This is a genomic window from Prevotella histicola, from assembly GCF_055385135.1.
The window spans coordinates 594,607-615,909 of record NZ_AP043793.1 but is presented as its reverse complement, the minus strand read 5'-3'; the positions used below and the strand labels follow the sequence as shown (position 1 = coordinate 615,909).

The following is a 21,303-nucleotide window of genomic DNA, read 5'->3' as shown; positions in this document are numbered from 1 at the left end:
ATATGTTTGATTACGCATTTTTGATACTTCTTCTCCCGTTTCTAAGTGCTATTGTACTTGGATTATTCGGAATGAAGATGCCACGCAAGGTTGCTGGTATTATTGGCACCTGTGTGTTGGGGACGTTATTTGTGCTTAGTCTCTATACTGCTTATCACTATTTCTTCTATACAGGAGAGTATACAGCAATGGGAGAGACTTTCCATGTTACTGACGGTCGTTTGGCGAATGGTACTTATCCTACTGTTACCGTCTTTAATCTGACATGGTTAAAGTTTACAGAGCTATTGACATTTAATATAGGCTTCCGTCTTTCTCCAATCAGTGTGATGATGTTAATTGTCATTACTACTGTCAGCTTTATGGTTCACATCTATTCATTTGGTTATATGGCTGAGCGTGACGAGAACTACAAGTTTGAGGAGTATGAACACGGATTCCAACGTTTCTATGCTTATTTGTCACTTTTTACGATGTCTATGCTTGGACTCGTTGTGGCAACCAATATCTTCCAGATGTATCTCTTTTGGGAGTTGGTAGGTGTATGTTCATATCTGTTGATAGGATTCTATTATCCAAAACACACGGCAGTACATGCTAGTAAGAAGGCATTTATAGTTACGCGCTTTGCCGATTTGTTCTTTCTGATTGGTATTTTGTTCTTTAGCTTCTATGTAGGAACATTCAACTATGACCTTCATGCAAATCCAGACCTTGTTGGTAAATTGACAGCATTAGCTTCAAATCCCGCTTTAACGTGGGTACTTCCAACATCACTTTTCTTGATGTTTATTGGTGGTGCTGGAAAATCAGCAATGTTCCCTTTGCATATATGGTTGCCAGATGCCATGGAAGGTCCAACGCCTGTATCTGCTTTGATTCACGCTGCTACGATGGTTGTAGCAGGTGTATTCCAGGTTGCATCGTTATTGCCTATTTATGTACAGTTTGGCGCTCAAGAACAACTCCACTGGATTGCTTGGATTGCTGCATTCACAGCTTTCTATGCAGCAGCAGTAGCTTGTGCGCAGCGTGATATTAAGCGTGGCTTGGCATTCTCAACGATCTCGCAGATTGCTTACATGCTTGTTGCACTTGGTGTATGTTTCTATGATAGTAAGGAAGGAACATTTAATAGCCCTGAGTTCCTCCATCATGGTGGTCTTGGTTATATGGCTGCAATGTTCCACCTCTTCACTCATGCTATGTTTAAGGCTCTACTCTTCCTTTGCTCTGGTGCTATCATTGTTATTATTGGTAGTAACTTCAAAGATTATATGGGAGGTTTACATAAATATATGCCAATTACAAATATCTGCTTCTTGATAGGTTGTTTGGCAATTGCTGGTATTCCTCCATTTGCTGGTTTCTTCTCAAAAGATGAGATAATTTCAGCATGTAATAGTTTGCCAGGCGTAGAAGGACAAGCTTTGAAATGGATTATGACTATTGTTGCAGGAATGACAGCATTCTATATGTTCCGTCTCTACTACGTAATCTTCTGGGGTGAGTCTTATTATGAACAAGATCCTGAGAACCGTCGTCGTCCACAAGAAGTACCTTTCGTAATGTGGGGACCATTGGTATTCCTCGCTGCTATTTCTGTATGTGCTGGTTGGATACCATTTGGTCACTTCGTAAGTGCCAATGGCTTAAACTATGATATTCATATAGATTGGAGCATTGCAACAACAAGTATCATTGCAGCCGTTATCGGTATAGCCCTTGCAACTTGGATGTATATGGGTAAGAAACAGCCAGTAGCTGATGCCTTACAGCGTACCTTCCCACGTCTGCACAAGGCAGCCCTTAACCGATTCTATATAGATGATGCATGGCAATTCTTCACACATAAGATAGTATTCCGTTGCTTCTCTATTCCAATCGCATGGTTCGATCGTCATGTTATTGATGGTACATTCAACTTTATGGCTTGGGGTACACAAGAGGCAGGCGAGTCAATCCGTTCTTGGCAGAGTGGCGATGTACGTCAATATGCCGTATGGTTTATTACCGGAACTGTAGCATTAACATTAATCTTACTTTGTTTGATATAATAAAATGAGTTGGATATTAACTGTATTTGTAATAATCCCCGTCCTGATGCTTTTCGCCCTTTGGGTTGCTAAGAATGACAATCAGGTACGCGGTGTGATGGTAGCCGGCTCAACGGCACTTTTGATTGGTGCTATCTGGTTGACTGTCTATTTTGTTCAGCAGCGTAATGCTGGTAACCATGATGCAATGCTACTGGCAAACTCCGTGATGTGGTTCAAGCCTATGCATATTGCTTTCTCGGTGGGTGTCGATGGTATCTCTGTTGTGATGATTTTGCTTTCAGCGATTATTGTCTTTACAGGAACCTTTGCTAGCTGGCAACTTGAGCCGATGAAGAAAGAGTATTTCCTTTGGTTTGTGCTTTTGGCTTCTGGTGTGTTTGGCTTCTTTATTTCTACTGACATGTTTACAATGTTCATGTTTTATGAAGTAGCCCTTATTCCTATGTACCTTCTTATCGGTGTTTGGGGAACAGGACCAAAGGAGTATTCTGCAATGAAGCTAACCTTGATGTTAATGGGTGGCTCAGCTCTATTAATTCTTGGAATTCTTGGTATCTACTATTTCAGCGGAGCTAAGACTATGGATGTTATAGAGTTAGCACGTATGCATGCGATGCCAAAGAATATACAGAACATCTTTTTCCCATTTGTATTTATTGGGTTTGGTGTCCTTGGTGCTTTGTTCCCATTCCATACTTGGTCTCCTGACGGTCATGCATCAGCGCCTACAGCAGTGTCAATGCTCCATGCCGGTGTATTGATGAAGCTTGGTGGTTATGGTTGTTTGCGTATAGCAATGTTCTTAATGCCAGATGCACTTACTGTATGGGCACCTGTGTTCCTTGTCTTGACTACGATTTCTGTGGTATATGGTGCACTATCTGCCTGTGTACAAACGGACTTGAAGTATATCAATGCTTATTCATCAGTGTCACACTGTGGTATGGTACTTTTTGCATTGGTTATGACGACACAAACTGCAATCACAGGTGCTATTCTCCAAATGCTTTCACATGGTTTGATGACAGCTTTGTTCTTTGCATGTATCGGTATGATTTACCATCGTGCGGGAACACGTGATGTTCGTTACCTTGGTGGTTTGATGAAGGTTATTCCATTCCTTGCTGTCTCTTATGTTGTAGCAGGTCTTGCAAACCTTGGCCTCCCTGGTTTTTCTGGATTCGTTGCAGAGATGACTATCTTTATTGGTTCATTTGAGAATGCAGGAATGTTCCATCGGGTTGCAACAATTATTGCTTGTACGGCAATTGTCATCACTGCAGTTTATATTCTTCGTGTTGTTGGTAAGATTCTGTTCCAAACTATTCCTAACAAGAAGTTCTATGAATTGCATGATGCTACATGGGATGAGCGATTTGCCATTGGGTGTCTGATTTTCTGTGTAGCAGGGTTGGGCCTTTGTCCACTCTTCTTTGAAAATATGATTATGGATGCAGTTCATCCAATATTTGATCACATCATAACGTATGTTCCAACATTGGGTAATCTTTAATAAACTAGCGAAATGAATTATAGTGATTTCTTTAAGATGATTCCGGAGGCAAGTCTTGTTGCCATCCTGATTGTTTTGTTCGTTGCAGACTTTGTGACGGCAAAGACTGAAGAACGCAAGTGGTTCAATCCGCTGGCTTCTGTTCTACTATTGTTGAATACATTTGTTTGCCTTATTCCTATGGATGCACAAACAGCATTTGGCGGTATGTATGTTACCTCCTCTGCCGTGGATGTGATGAAGGCAATTCTTTCTATGGGAACATTCATTGTTATTCTTCAAAGTCGTGTTTGGGCAGCAAAGAGTGGTAAAGAAGGTGAGTTTTATATGCTTATTGTCTCAACACTCCTTGGTATGTTCGCTATGATGAGTGCAGGTAACTTCTTGATGTTCTTCCTCGGCCTTGAGATGGCGTCAGTTCCTTTGGCATGTGCTGTTGCTTTCGACATGTATCGTAAGAATTCTGCAGAAGCTGCAGCTAAGTTTATCTTGACCGCTACTTTCTCTAGTGGTGTAATGCTTTATGGAATTAGCTTCCTTTATGGTGAGTTTGGTACACTTTACTTTGCTGATATTACAGCGAAGATGCAGGCAACCCCACTTACTATTATGGGCCTTGTGTTCTTCTTTAGTGGTCTTGGCTTCAAAATCTCTCTTGTTCCATTCCATTTTTGGACAGCTGATACGTATCAAGGTGCACCAACAACGGTTACAGGTTATCTGAGCGTAATATCAAAAGGTGCAGCCGCCTTCACATTGTTGAGCATTCTCTTCCATGTTTTTGGTGGCATAATGGAGTATTGGCATGTGTTATTGATGATAGTAGTTGTACTTTCTATCACTATCGCTAACCTCTTTGCCGTTCGTCAGAGTGAGTTGAAACGTTTCATGGCGTTCAGTTCTATCTCTCAGGCTGGTTACATCATGTTGACGGCTATTGGTAACGATTGGGCAAGTTCTGTTAGTGCATTAAGCTATTATGTATTGATTTATGTTGTTGCTAATATGGCAGTCTTTACTATCATTTCCGTTGTGGAGCAAAATAATAATGGCAAAACGAACATTGATGATTATAATGGCTTCTATCAGACAAATCCTCGTTTGAGCTTCTTAATGACTTTAGCAATGTTCTCACTCGGTGGTATTCCGCCGTTTGCAGGTATGTTCTCAAAGTTCTTTGTATTCATGTCTGGCGTTAATGGAGCTAACATTAATACAACAATGGGGGCATGGGCATATGGAGTAGTGTTCATCGCATTGCTCAATACAGTCATTTCACTCTACTACTATCTCAAGATAGTAAAGGCAATGTATATCGTTCGTACAGACAGCCCGTTGCCAAGCTTCAAGAGTGATTGCAATACAAAGTTCGCTTTGGCTGTTTGTATGGCAGGCATTCTCCTCTTTGGTGTATGTAGCTTTGTTTATGAATGGATTGCAATGGCAGCTTAATGATGTAGTAAGAGTTATATAATTATGATATTAATACCCAAAGGTTTTAGCCTTTGGGTATTTTTATAGTTCATATGACGGTATATAGTACTTACTCTTGCTTCAGTCGATAGTTCACGGAACGGCATATTGTATTTGTGTTGATGGTAAACTCCCCTTTGAAGATATGTATGCTATTGGGAAGACAAAGAGGACGAGCTCTTATAAAAGAACTCGTCCTCTTTGTTGTTTTTTACTTTTTACTGTTAGAAAGGAAGGTCGTCTGCAGAGTCAGAACCTTCTTGAGCAGGAGGGAATGGAGCAGCTTGTGTCGCTGCAGGGTTTACAGGCTGTGAAGTAACAGGTGCTGCTGCTGCAGGAACCCCTGCCTGTACTGCTGCTGCATCTACGCGCTGTATGTTCCATGCGCGTATATTGTTAAACCAGCGACCATTATATTCGTGTGCATCTATATCAAAACTTACCATTACTTCTTCACCAGCTTTGATTGCGAATTGGTCAATACGATCTGCTCCGAAGACGTTAAAAACCATCTTCTTAGGATATTGATCATGTGTTTCAATTACATACTCTTGTGACTTCCATGGCCCGCGAGCTGAAGTCCCTTCACGCGCAGGGAGGACGGCAATAACTTTTCCTTGTAAATCCATTATCTACTTGTTTTGGTTATTTTATTACTTATTTCTGTTTGCGAAATTACTAAAATAGTTCTAAAAAGCGAAACTTTTATACTTAAATTTTGTTTTTCACGTCTCTTTTTTGTATTTTTGTACGATGAAGTGTGAAGCCTATATAGCCCTTGTTGTGCTTGCGGTTGGAACTTTATTGTTAGTAACAAAAAATATTAACTAAAATAAGATACTAATGAGATTTAACCTTTCAAGTACTGCCTTGGGCAGCCGATTGTTGACTCTCTCGCGAGTAATTAATAGCAAGAACTCTCTTCCGATATTAGATTGTTTCTTGTTTTCTGTTCATGATGGACAGTTAACAGTAACAGCATCTGATAGTGAAAATGTCATGCGTGGCACCTTGAATCTTGAAAATTGTGAAGGGGAAGGAGATTTTGCCGTAAATAATCACACGATTCTTGACGCAGTAAAAGAGTTGCCAGAGCAGCCTCTCTCGCTTGATGTTGATATGGGTGAAATGAAGATCTACATTACCTACCAGAATGGCTCTTATAATTTCCCAATTCTGAATGCTGATGAGTATCCTAAAGCTCAGACCGTTTCTGAGAATGCAACAACTATCACTATAGACGCAGGAATACTGTCAGATAATATTAATCGTTCTTTGTTTGCAACAGCTCAGGATGAATTGCGTCCTGTGATGAATGGTATTTACTTCGATTTGCAGGCTGATAGCTTGGCTATAGTTGCAAGTGATGGTCACAAGCTGGTGAGAAACAAGAACTTTATGATTAAGAGTGATATTCCAGCTTCATTTATTCTTCCAAAGAAGCCTGCTACGCTACTTAAAAATGTGCTCTCAAAAGATGGAGGTGATGTCGTGATTCGTTTTGATGATCGCTCTGCGGATATATCTTTTGCAGAAGGTAACTTGTCATGCCGCTTGATAGAAGGGAAGTACCCTAATTATAACAGTGTTATCCCACAAGATAATCCTAATCAAGTTACAATAGATCGTAAGTCTTTGATAGGGGCTCTTCGTCGAGTCCTTCCTTTTGCAAGTGACTCTTCTCAGTTGATTCGTTTTCATGTAGCGGCAGGCTTATTAGAATTAAGAGCTGAAGATATTGACTTCGCTACGAGTGCAAAGGAAAGTGTGACATGTGAGTATGGCGGCAACCCTATGGATATAGGTTTTAAGGGATCAAGTATGCTAGAGATTCTCAATAATCTTGAGAGTGAGGATGTAACGATTCAGTTAGCCGATCCTTCACGTGCAGGTATAATCATCCCAGGGGTGCAACCAGAGAATGAAGACATCCTTATGTTGATTATGCCAATGTTGCTAAACGATTAACATATATAAAAAGAAATAGGCTTAAATGTAAGGAGGATGGCTTTCAATTCTATATAGCCATTCTCCTTATATACTTTATATACGAGCAGATGAAACCAAACTTATTGAAACCACTTGTTGTATTTGATTTAGAAACAACAGGGCTGGATCTTGTCAGTGACCGTATCATTCAGATTTCTTTCATAAAGATTTATCCTGATTGGAAGGAAGAGAGAGAGAATATTTTTATTAATCCAGAGAGGCCAATACCATCCTCGGTAGTTGCATTGACAGGAATTTCAGATGCAGATGTGGCTGATGCTCCTACATTTAAGCAGAAAGCAAAAGAGCTCGCAGATAAATTCTCAGGTTGTGATTTTGCAGGTTTTAATTCTAATCGATTTGACATCCCTATGCTTGCCGAGGAGTTTTTACGCGCAGGAGTAGATTTTGATTTCTCTAAGTGTCGACTAATAGATATGCAAAATATCTATCATAAGATGGAACGTCGTAACCTTGCTGCTGCTTATAAATTCTATTGTGGTAGGAAAATGGAGGATGATTTCGAGGCACATAGAGCTGATCAGGATACAGAGGCTACGTGGCGTGTATTGCAGGGACAGCTTGATATGTATGCCCCAGAGAACCAGTCCGAAGAGGATCGTGTCTTGAACAATGACATGGAAGAGTTAGCTGAGTTCTCAAAGATGAATGACTTTGTGGATTTTGCTGGTCGTATCGTTTGGGAGGATATGAAGGATCAAGATGGTAAAGTTTTACTTGATGCAACAGGAAAAGTACGTCGGCATGAGATATTTAACTTTGGCAAGTATAAAGGATGGGATGTAGCAGAAGTTTTACGTAAGGATCCGGGATACTATAGCTGGATGTTGGCAAGTGATTTTACATATAATACAAAGCAAGTCTTGACGCGTATTCGTTTAAGGGAGTTTAATAATAAGTAAGCTGATGTTGAAAGGGAAGAAAATAGTATTAGGTATAACGGGCTCTATTGCTGCATATAAAAGTTGTCTTGTTATTCGTGAGTTGGTAAAGCATGGAGCTGAAGTACAGGTGGTTATTACTCCTGCAGGGAAAGAATTTATTACTCCTATTACGCTTTCCGCTTTGACACACAAGCCTGTTATTAGTGAGTTTTTCTCCCAAAAAGATGGAACGTGGAATTCACATGTAGATCTCGGACTTTGGGCCGATGCTATGTTAATAGCTCCATGTACAGCAGCAACGCTTGGAAAATTCGCTAGTGGAGTGGCAGATAATATGCTTATTACGACTTACCTTTCGATGAAAGCTCCTGTGTTTCTTGCTCCAGCAATGGATTTAGATATGTATAAACACCCGTCAACTCAAAGGAATCTTGAAGTTCTCCGTGGTTTTGGCAATTATATCATAGAACCTGGAAATGGATTTCTAGCAAGTGGTCTGGAAGGGAAGGGTAGAATGGAAGAGCCTGAGAACATAGTAAAAGTCTTGGATTCTTATTTCTCTGGTCAATATAATGGTCATGCCGTAACCGACTTGGCTGGTAAGAAAATCCTAATTACTGCTGGGCCAACATACGAAAAGATAGACCCAGTTCGTTTTATAGGAAACTATTCTTCTGGGAAGATGGGCTTTGCTTTGGCAGAGGAGTGTAGTAGGAGGGGGGCACAAGTTATACTTGTGGTGGGACCCGTAAGTCAGACTTGTTCCGATTCTATTAAACGAATTGATGTGGAAAGTTGTAATGAAATGTATGAAAGAGCACTGTCTGAGTTCCCAAAATGTGATGTGGCAATTCTTTGTGCAGCTGTTTCAGACTTCCGTCCAGACCATGTCGCTGAGCAGAAAATAAAACGAAAGGGACATAATCTGGTTCTCACTTTAGAGCCAACACAAGATATTGCAGCATCTATAGGTCGCATGAAAAGTGCACATCAGCGCTTAATAGCCTTTGCTTTAGAAACAAATGAGGAGCAGCATAATGCACAACGGAAACTCTTACAGAAGAATGCAGACTTTATTGTCATGAATTCTACGAGGAACCCAGGGACGACTTTCCAGTCGGATGATAACCAGATAACGATTATCAATAAGGAAGGAAAAAAAGAATATGCAAAGAAACCAAAGTCAGAAGTGGCACGTGATATTATTAATGAGCTTGTGTCTATTCTTTAGTTATAGGTTACAGGCACAGGAATTGCAGGCTAAAGTAACTGTGAATCATAATCAGATTCAGGGAACTGAGTCTGCTATTTTTGATAATCTACAGCAGACGCTAGAGCAGTTTATAAATACGCATCAATGGACTCATTATCAGTTTCAAAAGAATGAGCGTATAAATGTAAACTTTAATATTACAGTGACTAAGTATGATCCAAGTTCTAATGCTTTCAACTGTACAGCTTTGATTCAAGCTAACCGACCTGTTTACAATTCTGCTTATACCTCAACGCTATATAATAATCAAGATGCAGACTTCAATTTTTTGTATGCTTTGTATGATCAGATAGAGTTTAATGAGGAAAATATAGATAATCAGTTAACGGCACTTGTTGCTTATTATGCTTATCTTATCATAGGACTTGATCTAGACTCATTCTCCCCAATGGGGGGAGAGGATGTTCTGCAGCGTTGTATGAACTTAACTAATAATGCACAGAATCTGAATTTCACAGGGTGGAAAGCATTTGATAACTCTCGGAATCGTTTTGCTATTATTAATGATTATTTGGACGGAGCAATGAGACCATTTCGTCAGTTGCAGTATGATTATTATAGAAAAGGATTGGATGAGATGGCAAATAATGCTGAAAGGGGACGTACTAATATTACAACAGCCCTTGAGAATGATTTGAAGAAGGCACATGAGAATCGTCCAATAAGTCTGTTGCCACAGATATGGACTGACTATAAGAAAGATGAACTTGCCAATATATATCATGGGAAAGGTACACAGAAGGAGAAAGAACAAGTGTACGATATTCTCTTTAGTATCAATGCAAGTCAGAATATAACATGGGAGAAGATTAAACAATAAGTACGATTATGCTGAGGCATCTCTATATAAAAAACTTTACTCTAATTGATCAGTTGGATATAGATTTCCATACGGGTTTCTTTGTTATTACTGGTGAAACGGGAGCAGGAAAGAGCATTATTCTTGGCGCTATTGGTCTGTTGTTGGGTAATAGGGCAGATAGTAAACAGATAAAACGAGGAGAAAAAAAATGTACTATTGAAGCACATTTCGATCTTTCTCATTATAATTTTGAATCTTTTTTTATATCACACGATATTGACTTTGACCCCGAAGATACTATTATACGTCGTGAATTGACTGCTGCAGGTAAGTCGCGTGCATTTATTAACGATACCCCAGTGTCATTACAAGATATGCGTACACTAGGGGAACAGCTGATAGACATTCATTCACAACATCAGAATCTGCTCCTACAGAAAGATGATTTCCAGTTGAATGTTGTTGATATTATTGCACAGGATGATAAGGTTCGAAATGATTATAAGATCTCTTACCAACTTTATAAAACGGCAGAACAACGTCTTGAAGACTTGAAAAGTCAGCTTGCAAGATCTCAAGAGAATGAAGAGTTTATGCGTTTTCAGTTTGGAGAATTGGATGGTGCGAATCTTGTTGAGGGAAAACAAGAGATGCTAGAGCAGGAGAGTGAAACTCTTTCTCATTCCGAAGAAATCAAATCTGCATTCTATGAGACGGATCGTCTTTTAAGTTCTGATGATGTAGGCATCATCTATCAGTTGGGACAGAGTATTGATTACCTTTCTAATGTCTCAAATGTTTATCCCAAAGCACAGGAGATAGTGCAACGTATCTCCTGTGCCCATATTGAATTGAAGGACATTGCTGCTGATATTAGTAATGAGGTAGAAAATATAGATTTTGATCCTTCACGTTTAGATGACATTAATCAGCAGCTTGATCAGCTTAATACACTTGAGCAGAAGTTCCATGTTTCTACAGAGAAGGAACTGATAGAAATAAGGGATAGTCTTGCTTCACAATTAAAAAGTATTGATAACAGCGATGAAGAGCTTGAGTCTTTGGAGCAGGATGTTAAGGAAAAACAAATAGCTTGTGAACAACAGGCGAAGAAGCTGACTGCACTTCGCCAGAAAGCAGCTAAAGCTATAGAAAAGGAAATGGCGGAACGCCTTGTTCCACTTGGTATTCCTAATGTTCGTTTTGAAGTGAGTTTATCTGCTAAACCCTTGTCTGCGGATGGGGCAGATAAAGTCCAATTCCTCTTTTCAGCAAATACAAGTACAGCACTGGAACCTGTTGCTCAAGTGGCTTCTGGGGGTGAAATTGCGCGTGTCATGTTGTCTCTTAAAGCCATGATAAGTGGTGCGGTTCAATTACCTACCATTATTTTCGATGAGATTGATACGGGTGTTAGTGGTAAGATTGCCCAAAAGATGGCGCTTATTATGCAGGAAATGGGAAACCATAATCGTCAGGTGATATCTATCACGCACCTTCCTCAAATAGCGGCTCTTGGTAGCTCTCATTATAAAGTGGAGAAAAAGGAAACTTCTGAAGGGACAAATAGTAATATGCGAGAGCTTACAGGAGAGGAGCGTGTGACGGAGATTGCACAGATGCTTTCTGGTGCTGATGTCTCAGATGCAGCTTTACAGAATGCACGTGAGTTGCTAAACTTAAGCGTAAAGAAATAATAACCTTATGATATATGTGTGTAGATACGTATAAAAGATTAATGAGTATGAAAAATAGAAAACTGTCCTTTTTGTTTATACAGTTGCTTTTCTTTGTTTCTCTAACGAGCATGGCACAACCTGGGTCTGTAAAGAAAGTAGCTGATGCGACTTTTACTTTGACTACATTTAAGGCTGATGGGAGTATCCTTGCATCAACCAATGGTTTCTTTATCAGTACTGATGGTGTGGCGATTGGGCCTTGGAAACCCTTTGTAGGTGCAGATAAAGCTGTTGTCGTTGATGCAAAAGGACAGAAACATAATGTGGAATGTCTGTTAGGTGCAAATGAGATTTATGACATTGCGAAGTTTCAGGTGGATGGTAAGACTATCTCTGGCTCTCTATCAGCTACTATTTCTGCTCCTGAGACCGTCTGGATAGCTGTAGCTCCAAAGAGTGGTAGTGCTGTGAAGGCTGAAGTCTCAAGTGTCGAGAAATTCATGGATAAGTATAATTATGCCATATTGAAGTCTGCTGCTACAGAGAAAATGAATGGTGCACCTGTAGTAAATGAACGTGGACAAATTATTGGAATATTCAACGCTGGTGGTACATCTCAGAGTGCTACTGATGCTAATTATGCAAAAGACTTTGTTGTTAAAGGATTATCACAGAATGATGTAGCTCTTCGGCAGAGTAATATTCGTGTTGGATTGCCAAACTCTTTGGAGGAAAGTGTTGTTGCTTTAATGCTCTCTTCGGAGAAGCCTGTGGGTACGCATGAAGCTTTAATTAATGATTTTATAGCTAAGTTTCCACAAGCTAACGAAGGCTATTATGCTAAAGCAAATCTCTTAGTCGCACAAAACGATCTTGTCAATGCAGATAAAGTGCTACAAGAAGAAGTGAATAAAGCTACATCTAAAGATGAGGCACATTATAACTATGCCCGTATCGTCTATCTTAATTCAGTTAATAGTGCCAATGCAGATAAGCTAAAGGCTGCAGGATGGTCGCTTGATAAGGCTTTGACTGAAGTTGAAAAAGCCATTGCTATAAAGTCTCTTGAGGTCTATCGTCATCTTCAAGCTCAGATCATTTTTGCAAAAGGTGATTATGCTAAGGCTTACACAGAGTTTGATGCATTGACGAAAACTCCTTTTAAGAATCCAGAACTCTATTTGGAAATGGCGCAGAGCCGTCAGCATTTAGGGGCAACAGACAAGGAAATTCTCGAATTGTTAAATCAGAGTATAGCTCTTTGTGATACTCCTTATGTTGCAACTTCAGCACCTTATTTCCTTGCGCGTGGTCAGCAGTTGGAAAAAATGGGGGATTATCGTAAGGCAATGCAAGACTACTATACTTATGAATATTTCAACCAAGGACGCCTCGGGGCTGAATTCTATTATATGCGTGAACAGTGTGAGGTGAAGGGACGTCTTTGGCAACAGGCACTGCAAGACATTCTTGTTGCTTCACGGCTAGACCCTAAAGAGGCCTTATATCCTACGGAGGCTGGTAGTTTATTGTTGCGATTGGGTAAGCTTGATGCAGCTATTAGTGCAGCTCAACAGGCAATACAGCTTGATCCTTCTCTCCCTGATGCTTATCTTATTTTGGGTGTAGCACAATGTCAAAATAATCAGAAAGCAGAAGGAGTTAAGAACATCCAAAAGGCAAAGGAATTGGGAAATGCGCAAGCTGAAACATTCCTTCAGAAGTTCAAATAAATATATTTGATAATTTGGCAGAACAGAATTAAATCTGTACCTTTGCACTCGCATGATGGTTCCGTAGCTCAGTTGGATTAGAGCAACAGCCTTCTAAGCTGTGGGTCTTGGGTTCGAACCCCAACGGAATCACAAACCATGTAAAAAGAGGATTTTGGAAACAAAATCCTCTTTTGCGTTTAGAATGAGCCACTTGTGGCCTAATTAGCACATTTAGAGGAGTTTATGCTTAATGTTAAACCCTGTGGCTAATGGGAAGTAATGGGAGCAAAAAGGAGCTCTCGGGAATAAAATGTGTTACCAATTTGTGTTACCAGAATACAGAATGTGTTACCACTTTCCACAATCTTCTCCATCCACACTAAAATGTTGTTAATATGGCAAAACAGGAAGTTGTGGTCATCTATGATCGGAAAAAGGTTGCTGCAAAACGTGGCAAAGGGAAAGTCGAAGTACGAGTCTATATCAGCAGGACTGAGAGGAAATATATTTCTCTTGGTGATGTAGCCCCTGATGAACTGGAAAATTTTGTAAGTTCTTCCAAGGTACTTGCTATCAAGAAAAGATGTGAGCAGATACTGGCTGCAATGAGTGTTCTTGACGATAAATTATCCGTTGAGAAGTTTGACTCCTATTATTACGAAACAGAAGACAATCCATTTGCCAAAAGTAAAGGCTCGGTAAATTTCTTGCTGTATATGGAACAATCCATTAAGCAAGAAAACATACGTGAGGGTACACGCAAACACAAGATTTGCACATTGGAAGCTATCAGGCGTTTTGGTCAGATAAAAACCACAAAGGACTTAACGCGGGAAAATTTGGTAGCCTTTGACCAATGGCTTAGAGATGGCACTCGCTCTGATGTTTCAATCAATAACTATCACAAGAATTTTCGTATCTATACAAAGAGGCTTGCTACAGAAAATGTTATAGACGTTGATCCTTACGACTTGGCTAAATTTAAGCGAGGCAAATGTAAAGAACGTGAGCCGCTTTCTGAAACAGAATTGAAAAAACTCCGAACAATAAAACTGGAGGGGAAACTGGATAAGGTCAGAGATTTGTTTGTGTTCGCCGCCTATACTGGTTTGGCATATTGTGATGTTCAATCATTTAGCTTTGATACGATGACGGAACTGCAGGGAACATTGTATTATATTGATGGAAGCAGATTAAAGACTGGCTCTAAATTCTTCACTCCCATTCTCAAACCGGCAATGGAGGTGCTCAAAAAGTATGATTTCAAGTTGCCGAGAATATCCAATCAAAAGGCAAACGACTACCTGCATCTCATCCAGGCAGCCATGAAACTCAACAAGAACCTGACCTTCCACATTGCCCGGCACTCGTTTGCGACGCTGGCTCTTGCCCACGACGTGCCCATAGAGAACGTCGCACGAATGTTGGGGCATCAGAACATCCGGACCACGCAGATTTATGCGAAGGTGCTGAAATCGACCATCGAACGACATGCGGTAAACCTCCAGAAGGCAATCAGATGAATGATGAATAAATCTCACACCCACATAGAGCCATACCTCCCCTTCGAGGCATGGCTTTATGTTTTGCGTTCTATCAGATAATTCACCAGGTAAGCGATGCCGCCAAAGAGCATCCACAAAACATACAGAAAGCCTTGAATCACCCAACCTATCAGTTGGAAGATGGCTCTGAACAGGATATATACGAAGAGAAATACTTGCATCTTAAAACATTATTAGCCATACCAAAGATACGAAAAATATCCGAGAAAAACAAACAATATAACATCTAAAACATTGATAATCAGTAAGTATTTTGTGATTACGTTTTCTCGCAATATCACTACTTCACAACTTCGGTTCTTCGTCTTGTCTCAAAGAAATGGACTCGTGACTTCGGCTTATCCTTATATCGCTAAATCATGTTTTCATTATCCCGATTTCACGATAATTTTTTTCTTGAATTAGTTATCGAAGGACACCACAGTCCATCATTTCTTGCTAACTTTATGTCAGACAAGCAAGTGGCAGGACTACATTTCCCTTACGGAGTTTGGGTAGCAAGTTGTACTTTTGTGCGGACAAAAGTAACTTGCCAACTCTGTCAAGTTGGGGATTATTCTTCGCAACTCAGAATATAAACAGGAGAATATGGAACGGAAAACGAAAAGACTCTGGATAAGGATTTCTGCACAGGATGCCGAGCAGATTAAACAGAAAGCTACTAACTACAAAACGGTAAGTAGCATGATTTGGGATGCTATCAAGCAATTTGACGATGTTGGCACGAAACGTAAAATCGCCACGCTCAACGAAATGATGACCTTCTATAAGAAGTATCAGCAGGACTTAGCATGGATGGGCAGCAACTTCAACCAGGTGGTCAAGCGTGCCAACGAACTGGCGATAGCCAATGAGCTGACACTTCCCTATTTCGAGAGTGTGCTTTATCCTCAAATCATGGAGCTGCAAAAGCTCTTAACAGCGATAAAACAGGAACAGCATCAGATAGCCAAACGATTAACACGATAAAGCGAAAAGCCGTAATCGGTAAATACCGATTTATCAATCCCATCTTTTCACAAACACACAAGAAAACGATGATAGCAACCATACTACCCTCCAGCACGACATTCCATGCCGTCGAGTACAACGAACGAAAGGTGGCCAAAGGTCAGGCCGTGCTCCTTGAAATGCAGAACTTCGGTTATGTGGGAGCCGTCGATGACTACACGCCCGAGCAACTGCAACAGTTCCTGATGGACTACTCGGCAAGAAACGAGCATATCCGCAAGGCGCAGTTCCATGTTGCTATCTCCTGCCGGGGACATGAATACTCTCAGGAGCAGCTTCTGGATATTGCCCACCGGTATCTCCATGAAATGGGCTATGATGATGAAGGCCAGCCGCTTCTTATCTATGTGCACAATGACACCGACAATAATCACCTTCACATCATCACCAGTCGGGTGAATCCTAACGGGCAGAAGATAGACCACAACCATGAGCGCATCCGCTCGCAGGAGGCTATCAACAAGATTGTTGGCGAAGATGAAGAACTGCGTGCCAGCCTGTTCTTAAAGGAAGCCCTCGGTTACAAGTTCAATTCGCTCACTCAATTCAAAGCTATCATGGAAGCATCCGGCTATGAATGTTTCGAGCGTGACGGCAACCTCGAAATAGCACGCAGCGGTCGTGTACGCACCAATATTACTAAGGATGACTTGATAGCAGGATTTTCAACCATTGATGAAAAGGAGACCTACAAACGTCGTATGCAGTTGGGGGCTATAATGAAAAAGTACCGTAACATGGTTTCCAGCCGTGGCGAGTTGGCGGACATCATGCAAAAGAAATTTGGTGTCTCGCTCATCTTCTTCGGTTCAAAGGACAAGCCATACGGTTACATGATAGTGGATCATCACAAACAGGCGGTGTATAAAGGTGGCAGCGTACTCTCCATCAAACAGCTGCATCATTTCATGAGCGAAGAAGAACGAGTCAATAAGGTGGAACTCTATGTGGATGCCATGCTGGAGGATAATCCACGGATGATTGCCTACGAACTCAACAGAATGTTATGGCGACAGTATGGTACCCACATTGCCAAAGGTCGCTTCAAACTCCTTGGTGGCAGGGAGGTTGCCCTAAGCGATAACGTGCAAAAGGTGTTGAAGTTCAACTTCATGCTGCGCCGTGTCCAGGCATTTTGTCCTACCAACGAGACGGAACGCGATATTCTGTGCCACATTTGGAAGATTGAGAATCCCCACCTTATTTATATAGAGCCACACGGCATCCTCAACAATGGCTTTGCCGTAGAAGTGCTGAACAATCTGGCTGCATCAACTGATAAGCAAGACTTGAGGGCAGCATTAAAAGAAAATCATCTTGCCATTTTCAGACAAGGTGACGAATACTATTGTGTCGATTTCTCGCACAAGTCTATTTTTAACTTGGCTTCAGAAGGTATCAACTTCAAAGCCTTGCTCCCAGCTCTGCAAGTGCTCCAACCTATGCCCATCCACAACACTTATCTTTCTAATAGCATCCTGAAAAATATTCTTTCATACCAGACCTCAGCATCCGAACGAAATGCAGAATGGGAAGTGGGTAGTAAAAATAGCTATGAGGTTGATGATGAACGAAGCCTGAAGCGATAGACTTGTAAGCCCATAGACCAAGAAGAGCCGGGCAAGTCACCCAGCTCATTTTTTATCAATAAATCCTAGATGACTTGTAAGCCGAGGTCTGATACCAATTGGTATCATGTTTATACCTTGAAACTGCTATAGTCGGACTAATTCCATACTTTTCAGCCTCTTTTGCAATAGCCTTCACTACAATATGCGGCGATAGGCTACTGCTTTTACCTGAAAGTATTTTATTCCAAACTTCACATGGAATTAAATGCTCTTTAGCAAAGTCGTTTGCCTCTTTTTCCCTTGGATCTTTTGAGTAGATAGTTCCTTCGATAGAGATGAACGATGTGTGCTCTTCTGAGAAGTGCTTTTCGATATGACACAATTCATGAAGAACATCAAATGCTAATTTATCAATATCATTATATCGATAGGTAACCGTCACTATAGGATGTTGGTTTACATAAGTAGAGAAAGCATCAACAGGGGTTTTATCCAACTTTTCTACTACAACATAACCTATACCGTTTTGATAAAGACTATCCTTGATAGCCATGGCTGTAAGTTTCCGCTCATTAGCCAATTTCGCGATTGTTTCAGCGGCCTTTATTCCATTGCCATGTACATAAGTCCTTTCTACTTTTTCACGTGAAGTTGCCAACCAGCTCAACAGAAGCCAAGTCTGCATATTCTTTTCGTCAATTTGAACCTTGTCGCTGTACTTATATAATCCAGCTACTTGCTTGCTCATATCTGCAGATGACAGCAGGTCAAAGGAAAAAAGCGATTTTATTTCTTTCACCCGTTCAAGAAGGGGAAGAACTGCTAAATTCAATTTCTTATAAAGAAGTTTAAGATTGAACACACGAGCACACGCGTCCTCAAACGAACGTGCATTTTGTTCTTCCGATTGTTTCATGCTGACTGCTTTGCTGTCATACATATAACCATTGTGCAAGTTCATCCAGGTTTTATAGGGAATCCCTAAATGGTTTTCCAGCTTCATGGCCAGATCGTCGTTCAGATTGCGTTTGCCACGAATAAACTCACTCAGATGGGTAGCTTGCATACCTATCTGCTTTGCAAAGTCCTTTTGCTTGATGCCACGTTCCCGCAACTCTTCACGCAAGATTTCTCCTGGGTGGATTGCCCTAACAGGAACTAATCTGTTACTTCTTGTTGCCATAATGTGTACTATCAATTTCAATTAGTTCTACTTCGATGCCATCCTTTGTCTCCTTGAACAACAGGCGTTCTACCAAACCGTTTACAAGTCGAACAGAGCTTAGAGGCTCTTTCTGCTGATATTTCAATTTCTCATAGTGTAAGAAGCTGAAATTCTTTAGTTCGTCTGTACACTCTACATCATAAATGATTCCTACTGCCCGGATGTAGCCATCTAACAAACGTTTATTCTTGCATATCTGCTTGTATTTCTTGTCTTTGGTTTTGCCTATTTCATACAGCTCAGATAAGGCTTCTTCCTTGAAGATTATATTCATGCGGTGAAATGTATCTTAGCCTTTATGCTGCAAAGATAAGACAAAATTCCCATATATGGTAATTTTTTAATACTGTTATTGTTCACTATATACATATTTAACTTTTCTACATCTTTTATAAACTGCAAGAAGAATGTTTTTGTTATTATCCCATGATATCGTTTACAATTAGAATCATAGCAGAGCATTACCGGATATTTTCATCTCCTGTAGTTAAACTACGTTAAAGGAAAAGGATTGCAAACTATAATCCATATTCACAATAAATTGTGCGTACTATCTCTATCTTACTATAAATATTATTATGTCTTGAAACCATCAACAGAATATCGGCATTATCGTGCTTATTGACGAGTTAATAGTCTCTTGCAAATTCCATTTCCATTTTTTATCTTTGCCAATGATTTCACGATTTAGCATCTTCCTCATTTACCTAATTCGCAAGATACCTATTTCTCGAAATAATGCTACTGGGGCCCAACTCCATTTGATAACCGGCCTTCCAAAAAGGAGTTTGTTATTATCACACAACTAATAACAACCTCGACAATGAGAGACAACATCATGATTACCTTTGCCAATCAGAAGGGCGGTGTCGGAAAGACCACGCTCTGCACCATGTTCGCTGATTACCTGGCAGCAAAGGGAGAGAGCGTACTCGTTGTAGATTTCGACCGTCAGCAGACTATCTATTCCAAGCGAAATGAGGACGTGGAAAAGTACGAGGGTGTGCGACTGCCTTACAGCGTACACACTTTCGACATCAAAGACGCTAACAATGTGAGAGAGTTCCTTACGAACCTACGCAACAGCTATAAAGGTTTCGTACTGATGGACACTCCCGGCAATCTGTCACAGCAAGGTCTGGTGCCTATCTTCGCCCTAAGTCATTACATTGTTTGCCCCTATCAGTTCGAGGCAACCTCCATCAGTTCCACGGCTACTTTCATCGGCTTTATCGCCAAGCTGCAGCACATGCTGCCCATCATGAAGAGCCGGTTTATCTTCGTTGTGAACAAATGGGATAAGCGATATGGCAGGAAGGCAGAACTGGAACTGTGGGATAAGACAGAGGAAAGGCTCCGCCACTTCGGACTGGTTGCACCGCGCATAGAGGTCAAGGCGGATATGCAACGGTACAATACCATCGAACTGATGGGGCCGCAAAACGACATCGTGTCACCCACCTTCGACTTTATGTATCAACAGATCTTCAAACCTAAAGTGCCAACAAAATGAAAACGAATACTTCCCATTTGCAGGCTGCACCTACCAACGACCTTCTCAATCTGCCCGATATAGACGGTGTGTTTAATGAGGTGAAGACATCAACTTCCCCATCGTCTTCTCAGCCAATGCTAAGAGCTGCACAGCAAGACATTCCCCAGACAGTCAGCAGTTGGCAGCTCTTCCAGCAGTATGCCCAACAGTACGGCTACCGTGTCAAGAAGTACGGCCGCAAAAACTATGAGATAGACAACGAAGTGGTAGAGTTACTGAAGCTATGTAACATCAACAATATGTCAGTTACCGACATCATCAACGCTGCTCTCCGTGCCTTCATCGGCACCAACGGCAGCTACCTCAAAGAGTTTTTGCGCAGAAACGATTGCATTATCAATAATCTTCAAGATCATGTATAGGCAAAGTATCATCTGGACCGCCGCTATGGTGGATTACCTTAAAGACCATTATAAAGCGATGAGCAACGCCTCGTTAGCAGAGCATTTAGGTATTTCCCTAAGTTGCCTTCGTAAGAAGCTGCATGAGTTGGGCTTACACAAATGCCCTGTCACCAAAGCGATGACAGTGGCAGATAGGATCAGACGGCTATACTGCAGCCACTCTCATAGTGAGATAGCCCGGCTTACAGGCATATCCACTCGGACAGTATCACGAATTGTGAAGAAGTTCCATCTTGTCAGGACGGCAGACGATGCCCTGCAGATACGGTCCCGTAGCAGAAGGAGCATCATCAAACGGGAGAAGGCTCGCGTGTTGTTCGGTCTGCCACAGAAAACCAACATCAAGGTGGTGGGAAACAAGAAGCGGGTGGTCTTGAAGAGCATCCTGAAGTCATTTGGCTATTTGGTCATCCCCGGGCACAACACCTTATATTATAATGAAGAGCTGAAGCGCAGGCCGATACGTGAGAGCAACGGACAGAAGATGGGGTTGACATTTCAGCCTATGAGTGTCTATCTTTCTGCATCAGTTCCATGTTCATCATTCACTTAATGCCTATTGC

The 21,303-nt window shown here is 41.1% G+C and carries 19 protein-coding genes and 1 tRNA gene; 17 read left to right on the top strand and 3 right to left on the bottom strand.

Annotated features, from left to right (window positions below):
* Positions 1-2 precede the first annotated feature (2 nt).
* Genes ACZ48L_RS02590 through ACZ48L_RS02580 form a run of 3 tightly spaced genes read left to right on the top strand, consistent with a single transcriptional unit; the run spans position 3 to position 5,025 of the window.
* Positions 3-2,057, top strand: a complete 2,055-nt coding sequence (locus ACZ48L_RS02590) for an NADH-quinone oxidoreductase subunit 5 family protein (RefSeq protein ID WP_025791054.1) — start codon at positions 3-5, stop codon at positions 2,055-2,057.
* Between the two features lie 4 nt (positions 2,058-2,061).
* Positions 2,062-3,573 carry a complex I subunit 4 family protein gene (locus tag ACZ48L_RS02585; protein WP_025791056.1) on the top strand — a complete coding sequence of 504 codons (1,512 nt, stop codon included), beginning with the start codon at positions 2,062-2,064 and terminating at the stop codon, positions 3,571-3,573.
* A gap of 12 nt (positions 3,574-3,585) precedes the next feature.
* Positions 3,586-5,025, top strand: coding sequence for an NADH-quinone oxidoreductase subunit N (locus tag ACZ48L_RS02580; protein WP_025791058.1), 1,440 nt, complete (start codon positions 3,586-3,588; stop codon positions 5,023-5,025).
* A 245-nt stretch (positions 5,026-5,270) separates the two neighbouring features.
* On the opposite strand, the gene ACZ48L_RS02575 is transcribed toward ACZ48L_RS02580, so the two are convergent.
* On the bottom strand, positions 5,271-5,675 hold the full coding sequence (locus ACZ48L_RS02575) for a DUF3127 domain-containing protein (RefSeq protein WP_025791060.1): 405 nt from the start codon (positions 5,673-5,675) through the stop codon (positions 5,271-5,273).
* Positions 5,676-5,889: 214 nt separating this feature from the next.
* On the opposite strand from ACZ48L_RS02575, the gene dnaN reads away from it, so the two are divergent.
* The 11 genes from dnaN to ACZ48L_RS02520 all read left to right on the top strand — a co-directional run bounded on the left by dnaN (position 5,890) and on the right by ACZ48L_RS02520 (position 17,574).
* A complete protein-coding gene (gene dnaN, locus ACZ48L_RS02570) occupies positions 5,890-7,014 on the top strand; it encodes a DNA polymerase III subunit beta (RefSeq protein ID WP_025791061.1) in 1,125 nt (374 codons plus the stop codon).
* An 89-nt stretch (positions 7,015-7,103) separates the two neighbouring features.
* The gene (locus ACZ48L_RS02565; RefSeq protein ID WP_008822619.1) at positions 7,104-7,958 is read left to right on the top strand and encodes a 3'-5' exonuclease; all 855 of its coding nucleotides are present in this window, start codon (positions 7,104-7,106) and stop codon (positions 7,956-7,958) included.
* A gap of 4 nt (positions 7,959-7,962) precedes the next feature.
* Entirely contained in the window at positions 7,963-9,171 is a 1,209-nt protein-coding gene (gene coaBC, locus ACZ48L_RS02560) for a bifunctional phosphopantothenoylcysteine decarboxylase/phosphopantothenate--cysteine ligase CoaBC (RefSeq protein ID WP_025791065.1), read from the top strand.
* The gene (porD, locus tag ACZ48L_RS02555; protein WP_314695548.1) at positions 9,149-10,033 is read left to right on the top strand and encodes a type IX secretion system protein PorD; all 885 of its coding nucleotides are present in this window, start codon (positions 9,149-9,151) and stop codon (positions 10,031-10,033) included. Before coaBC ends, porD begins: the two co-directional genes overlap by 23 nt.
* A gap of 8 nt (positions 10,034-10,041) precedes the next feature.
* Positions 10,042-11,712: a DNA repair protein RecN gene (recN, locus tag ACZ48L_RS02550; RefSeq protein ID WP_464722004.1), complete on the top strand. Its 1,671-nt coding sequence runs from the start codon at positions 10,042-10,044 to the stop codon at positions 11,710-11,712.
* 41 nt (positions 11,713-11,753) lie between these two features.
* Positions 11,754-13,427, top strand: a complete 1,674-nt coding sequence (locus ACZ48L_RS02545; protein WP_197050678.1) for a tetratricopeptide repeat protein — start codon at positions 11,754-11,756, stop codon at positions 13,425-13,427.
* 57 nt (positions 13,428-13,484) lie between these two features.
* A tRNA-Arg gene (locus ACZ48L_RS02540) sits at positions 13,485-13,559 on the top strand.
* Positions 13,560-13,804: 245 nt separating this feature from the next.
* Positions 13,805-14,932, top strand: coding sequence for a site-specific integrase (locus ACZ48L_RS02535; RefSeq protein ID WP_025791068.1), 1,128 nt, complete (start codon positions 13,805-13,807; stop codon positions 14,930-14,932).
* Between the two features lie 50 nt (positions 14,933-14,982).
* The gene (locus ACZ48L_RS02530; RefSeq protein WP_025791069.1) at positions 14,983-15,204 is read left to right on the top strand and encodes a hypothetical protein; all 222 of its coding nucleotides are present in this window, start codon (positions 14,983-14,985) and stop codon (positions 15,202-15,204) included.
* Positions 15,205-15,562: 358 nt separating this feature from the next.
* Entirely contained in the window at positions 15,563-15,943 is a 381-nt protein-coding gene (locus ACZ48L_RS02525) for a hypothetical protein (RefSeq protein WP_025791071.1), read from the top strand.
* Positions 15,944-16,011: 68 nt separating this feature from the next.
* A complete protein-coding gene (locus ACZ48L_RS02520) occupies positions 16,012-17,574 on the top strand; it encodes a relaxase/mobilization nuclease domain-containing protein (RefSeq protein WP_025791073.1) in 1,563 nt (520 codons plus the stop codon).
* A 55-nt stretch (positions 17,575-17,629) separates the two neighbouring features.
* On the opposite strand, the gene ACZ48L_RS02515 is transcribed toward ACZ48L_RS02520, so the two are convergent.
* Positions 17,630-18,739, bottom strand: a complete 1,110-nt coding sequence (locus ACZ48L_RS02515; protein WP_025791075.1) for a HigA family addiction module antitoxin — start codon at positions 18,737-18,739, stop codon at positions 17,630-17,632.
* Positions 18,723-19,055: a hypothetical protein gene (locus ACZ48L_RS02510; protein WP_025791076.1), complete on the bottom strand. Its 333-nt coding sequence runs from the start codon at positions 19,053-19,055 to the stop codon at positions 18,723-18,725. Before ACZ48L_RS02510 ends, ACZ48L_RS02515 begins: the two co-directional genes overlap by 17 nt.
* Positions 19,056-19,604: 549 nt before the next feature.
* Between ACZ48L_RS02510 and ACZ48L_RS02505 the strand changes: the two genes are divergently transcribed.
* The 3 genes from ACZ48L_RS02505 to ACZ48L_RS02495 are packed head-to-tail and all read left to right on the top strand — an operon-like array spanning position 19,605 to position 21,293.
* Positions 19,605-20,294, top strand: a complete 690-nt coding sequence (locus ACZ48L_RS02505; protein ID WP_025791077.1) for a ParA family protein — start codon at positions 19,605-19,607, stop codon at positions 20,292-20,294.
* Complete coding sequence (locus tag ACZ48L_RS02500) at positions 20,291-20,698, top strand: hypothetical protein (protein ID WP_004363138.1); 408 nt, start codon at positions 20,291-20,293, stop codon at positions 20,696-20,698. The genes ACZ48L_RS02505 and ACZ48L_RS02500 overlap by 4 nt, the downstream gene beginning before the upstream one ends.
* Positions 20,691-21,293 carry a helix-turn-helix domain-containing protein gene (locus ACZ48L_RS02495; RefSeq protein ID WP_025791080.1) on the top strand — a complete coding sequence of 201 codons (603 nt, stop codon included), beginning with the start codon at positions 20,691-20,693 and terminating at the stop codon, positions 21,291-21,293. The genes ACZ48L_RS02500 and ACZ48L_RS02495 overlap by 8 nt, the downstream gene beginning before the upstream one ends.
* Positions 21,294-21,303: the final 10 nt, after the last annotated feature.

Bases quoted from the DNA above. Each gene is read 5' to 3' on its own strand.
- ACZ48L_RS02520 (WP_025791073.1), top strand. From the start codon at position 16,012: ATGATAGCAACCATACTACCCTCCAGCACGACATTCCATGCCGTCGAG.
- ACZ48L_RS02565 (WP_008822619.1), top strand. From the start codon at position 7,104: ATGAAACCAAACTTATTGAAACCACTTGTTGTATTTGATTTAGAAACA.
- ACZ48L_RS02535 (WP_025791068.1), top strand. From the start codon at position 13,805: ATGGCAAAACAGGAAGTTGTGGTCATCTATGATCGGAAAAAGGTTGCT.
- ACZ48L_RS02585 (WP_025791056.1), top strand. From the start codon at position 2,062: ATGAGTTGGATATTAACTGTATTTGTAATAATCCCCGTCCTGATGCTT.
- porD (WP_314695548.1), top strand. From the start codon at position 9,149: ATGAGCTTGTGTCTATTCTTTAGTTATAGGTTACAGGCACAGGAATTG.
- ACZ48L_RS02590 (WP_025791054.1), top strand. From the start codon at position 3: ATGTTTGATTACGCATTTTTGATACTTCTTCTCCCGTTTCTAAGTGCT.
- ACZ48L_RS02575 (WP_025791060.1), bottom strand. From the start codon at position 5,675: ATGGATTTACAAGGAAAAGTTATTGCCGTCCTCCCTGCGCGTGAAGGG.
- ACZ48L_RS02580 (WP_025791058.1), top strand. From the start codon at position 3,586: ATGAATTATAGTGATTTCTTTAAGATGATTCCGGAGGCAAGTCTTGTT.
- ACZ48L_RS02505 (WP_025791077.1), top strand. From the start codon at position 19,605: ATGAGAGACAACATCATGATTACCTTTGCCAATCAGAAGGGCGGTGTC.
- ACZ48L_RS02545 (WP_197050678.1), top strand. From the start codon at position 11,754: ATGAGTATGAAAAATAGAAAACTGTCCTTTTTGTTTATACAGTTGCTT.
- ACZ48L_RS02525 (WP_025791071.1), top strand. From the start codon at position 15,563: ATGGAACGGAAAACGAAAAGACTCTGGATAAGGATTTCTGCACAGGAT.
- recN (WP_464722004.1), top strand. From the start codon at position 10,042: ATGCTGAGGCATCTCTATATAAAAAACTTTACTCTAATTGATCAGTTG.
- ACZ48L_RS02510 (WP_025791076.1), bottom strand. From the start codon at position 19,055: ATGAATATAATCTTCAAGGAAGAAGCCTTATCTGAGCTGTATGAAATA.
- ACZ48L_RS02515 (WP_025791075.1), bottom strand. From the start codon at position 18,739: ATGGCAACAAGAAGTAACAGATTAGTTCCTGTTAGGGCAATCCACCCA.
- dnaN (WP_025791061.1), top strand. From the start codon at position 5,890: ATGAGATTTAACCTTTCAAGTACTGCCTTGGGCAGCCGATTGTTGACT.
- ACZ48L_RS02530 (WP_025791069.1), top strand. From the start codon at position 14,983: ATGGCTTTATGTTTTGCGTTCTATCAGATAATTCACCAGGTAAGCGAT.
- ACZ48L_RS02500 (WP_004363138.1), top strand. From the start codon at position 20,291: ATGAAAACGAATACTTCCCATTTGCAGGCTGCACCTACCAACGACCTT.
- ACZ48L_RS02495 (WP_025791080.1), top strand. From the start codon at position 20,691: ATGTATAGGCAAAGTATCATCTGGACCGCCGCTATGGTGGATTACCTT.
- coaBC (WP_025791065.1), top strand. From the start codon at position 7,963: ATGTTGAAAGGGAAGAAAATAGTATTAGGTATAACGGGCTCTATTGCT.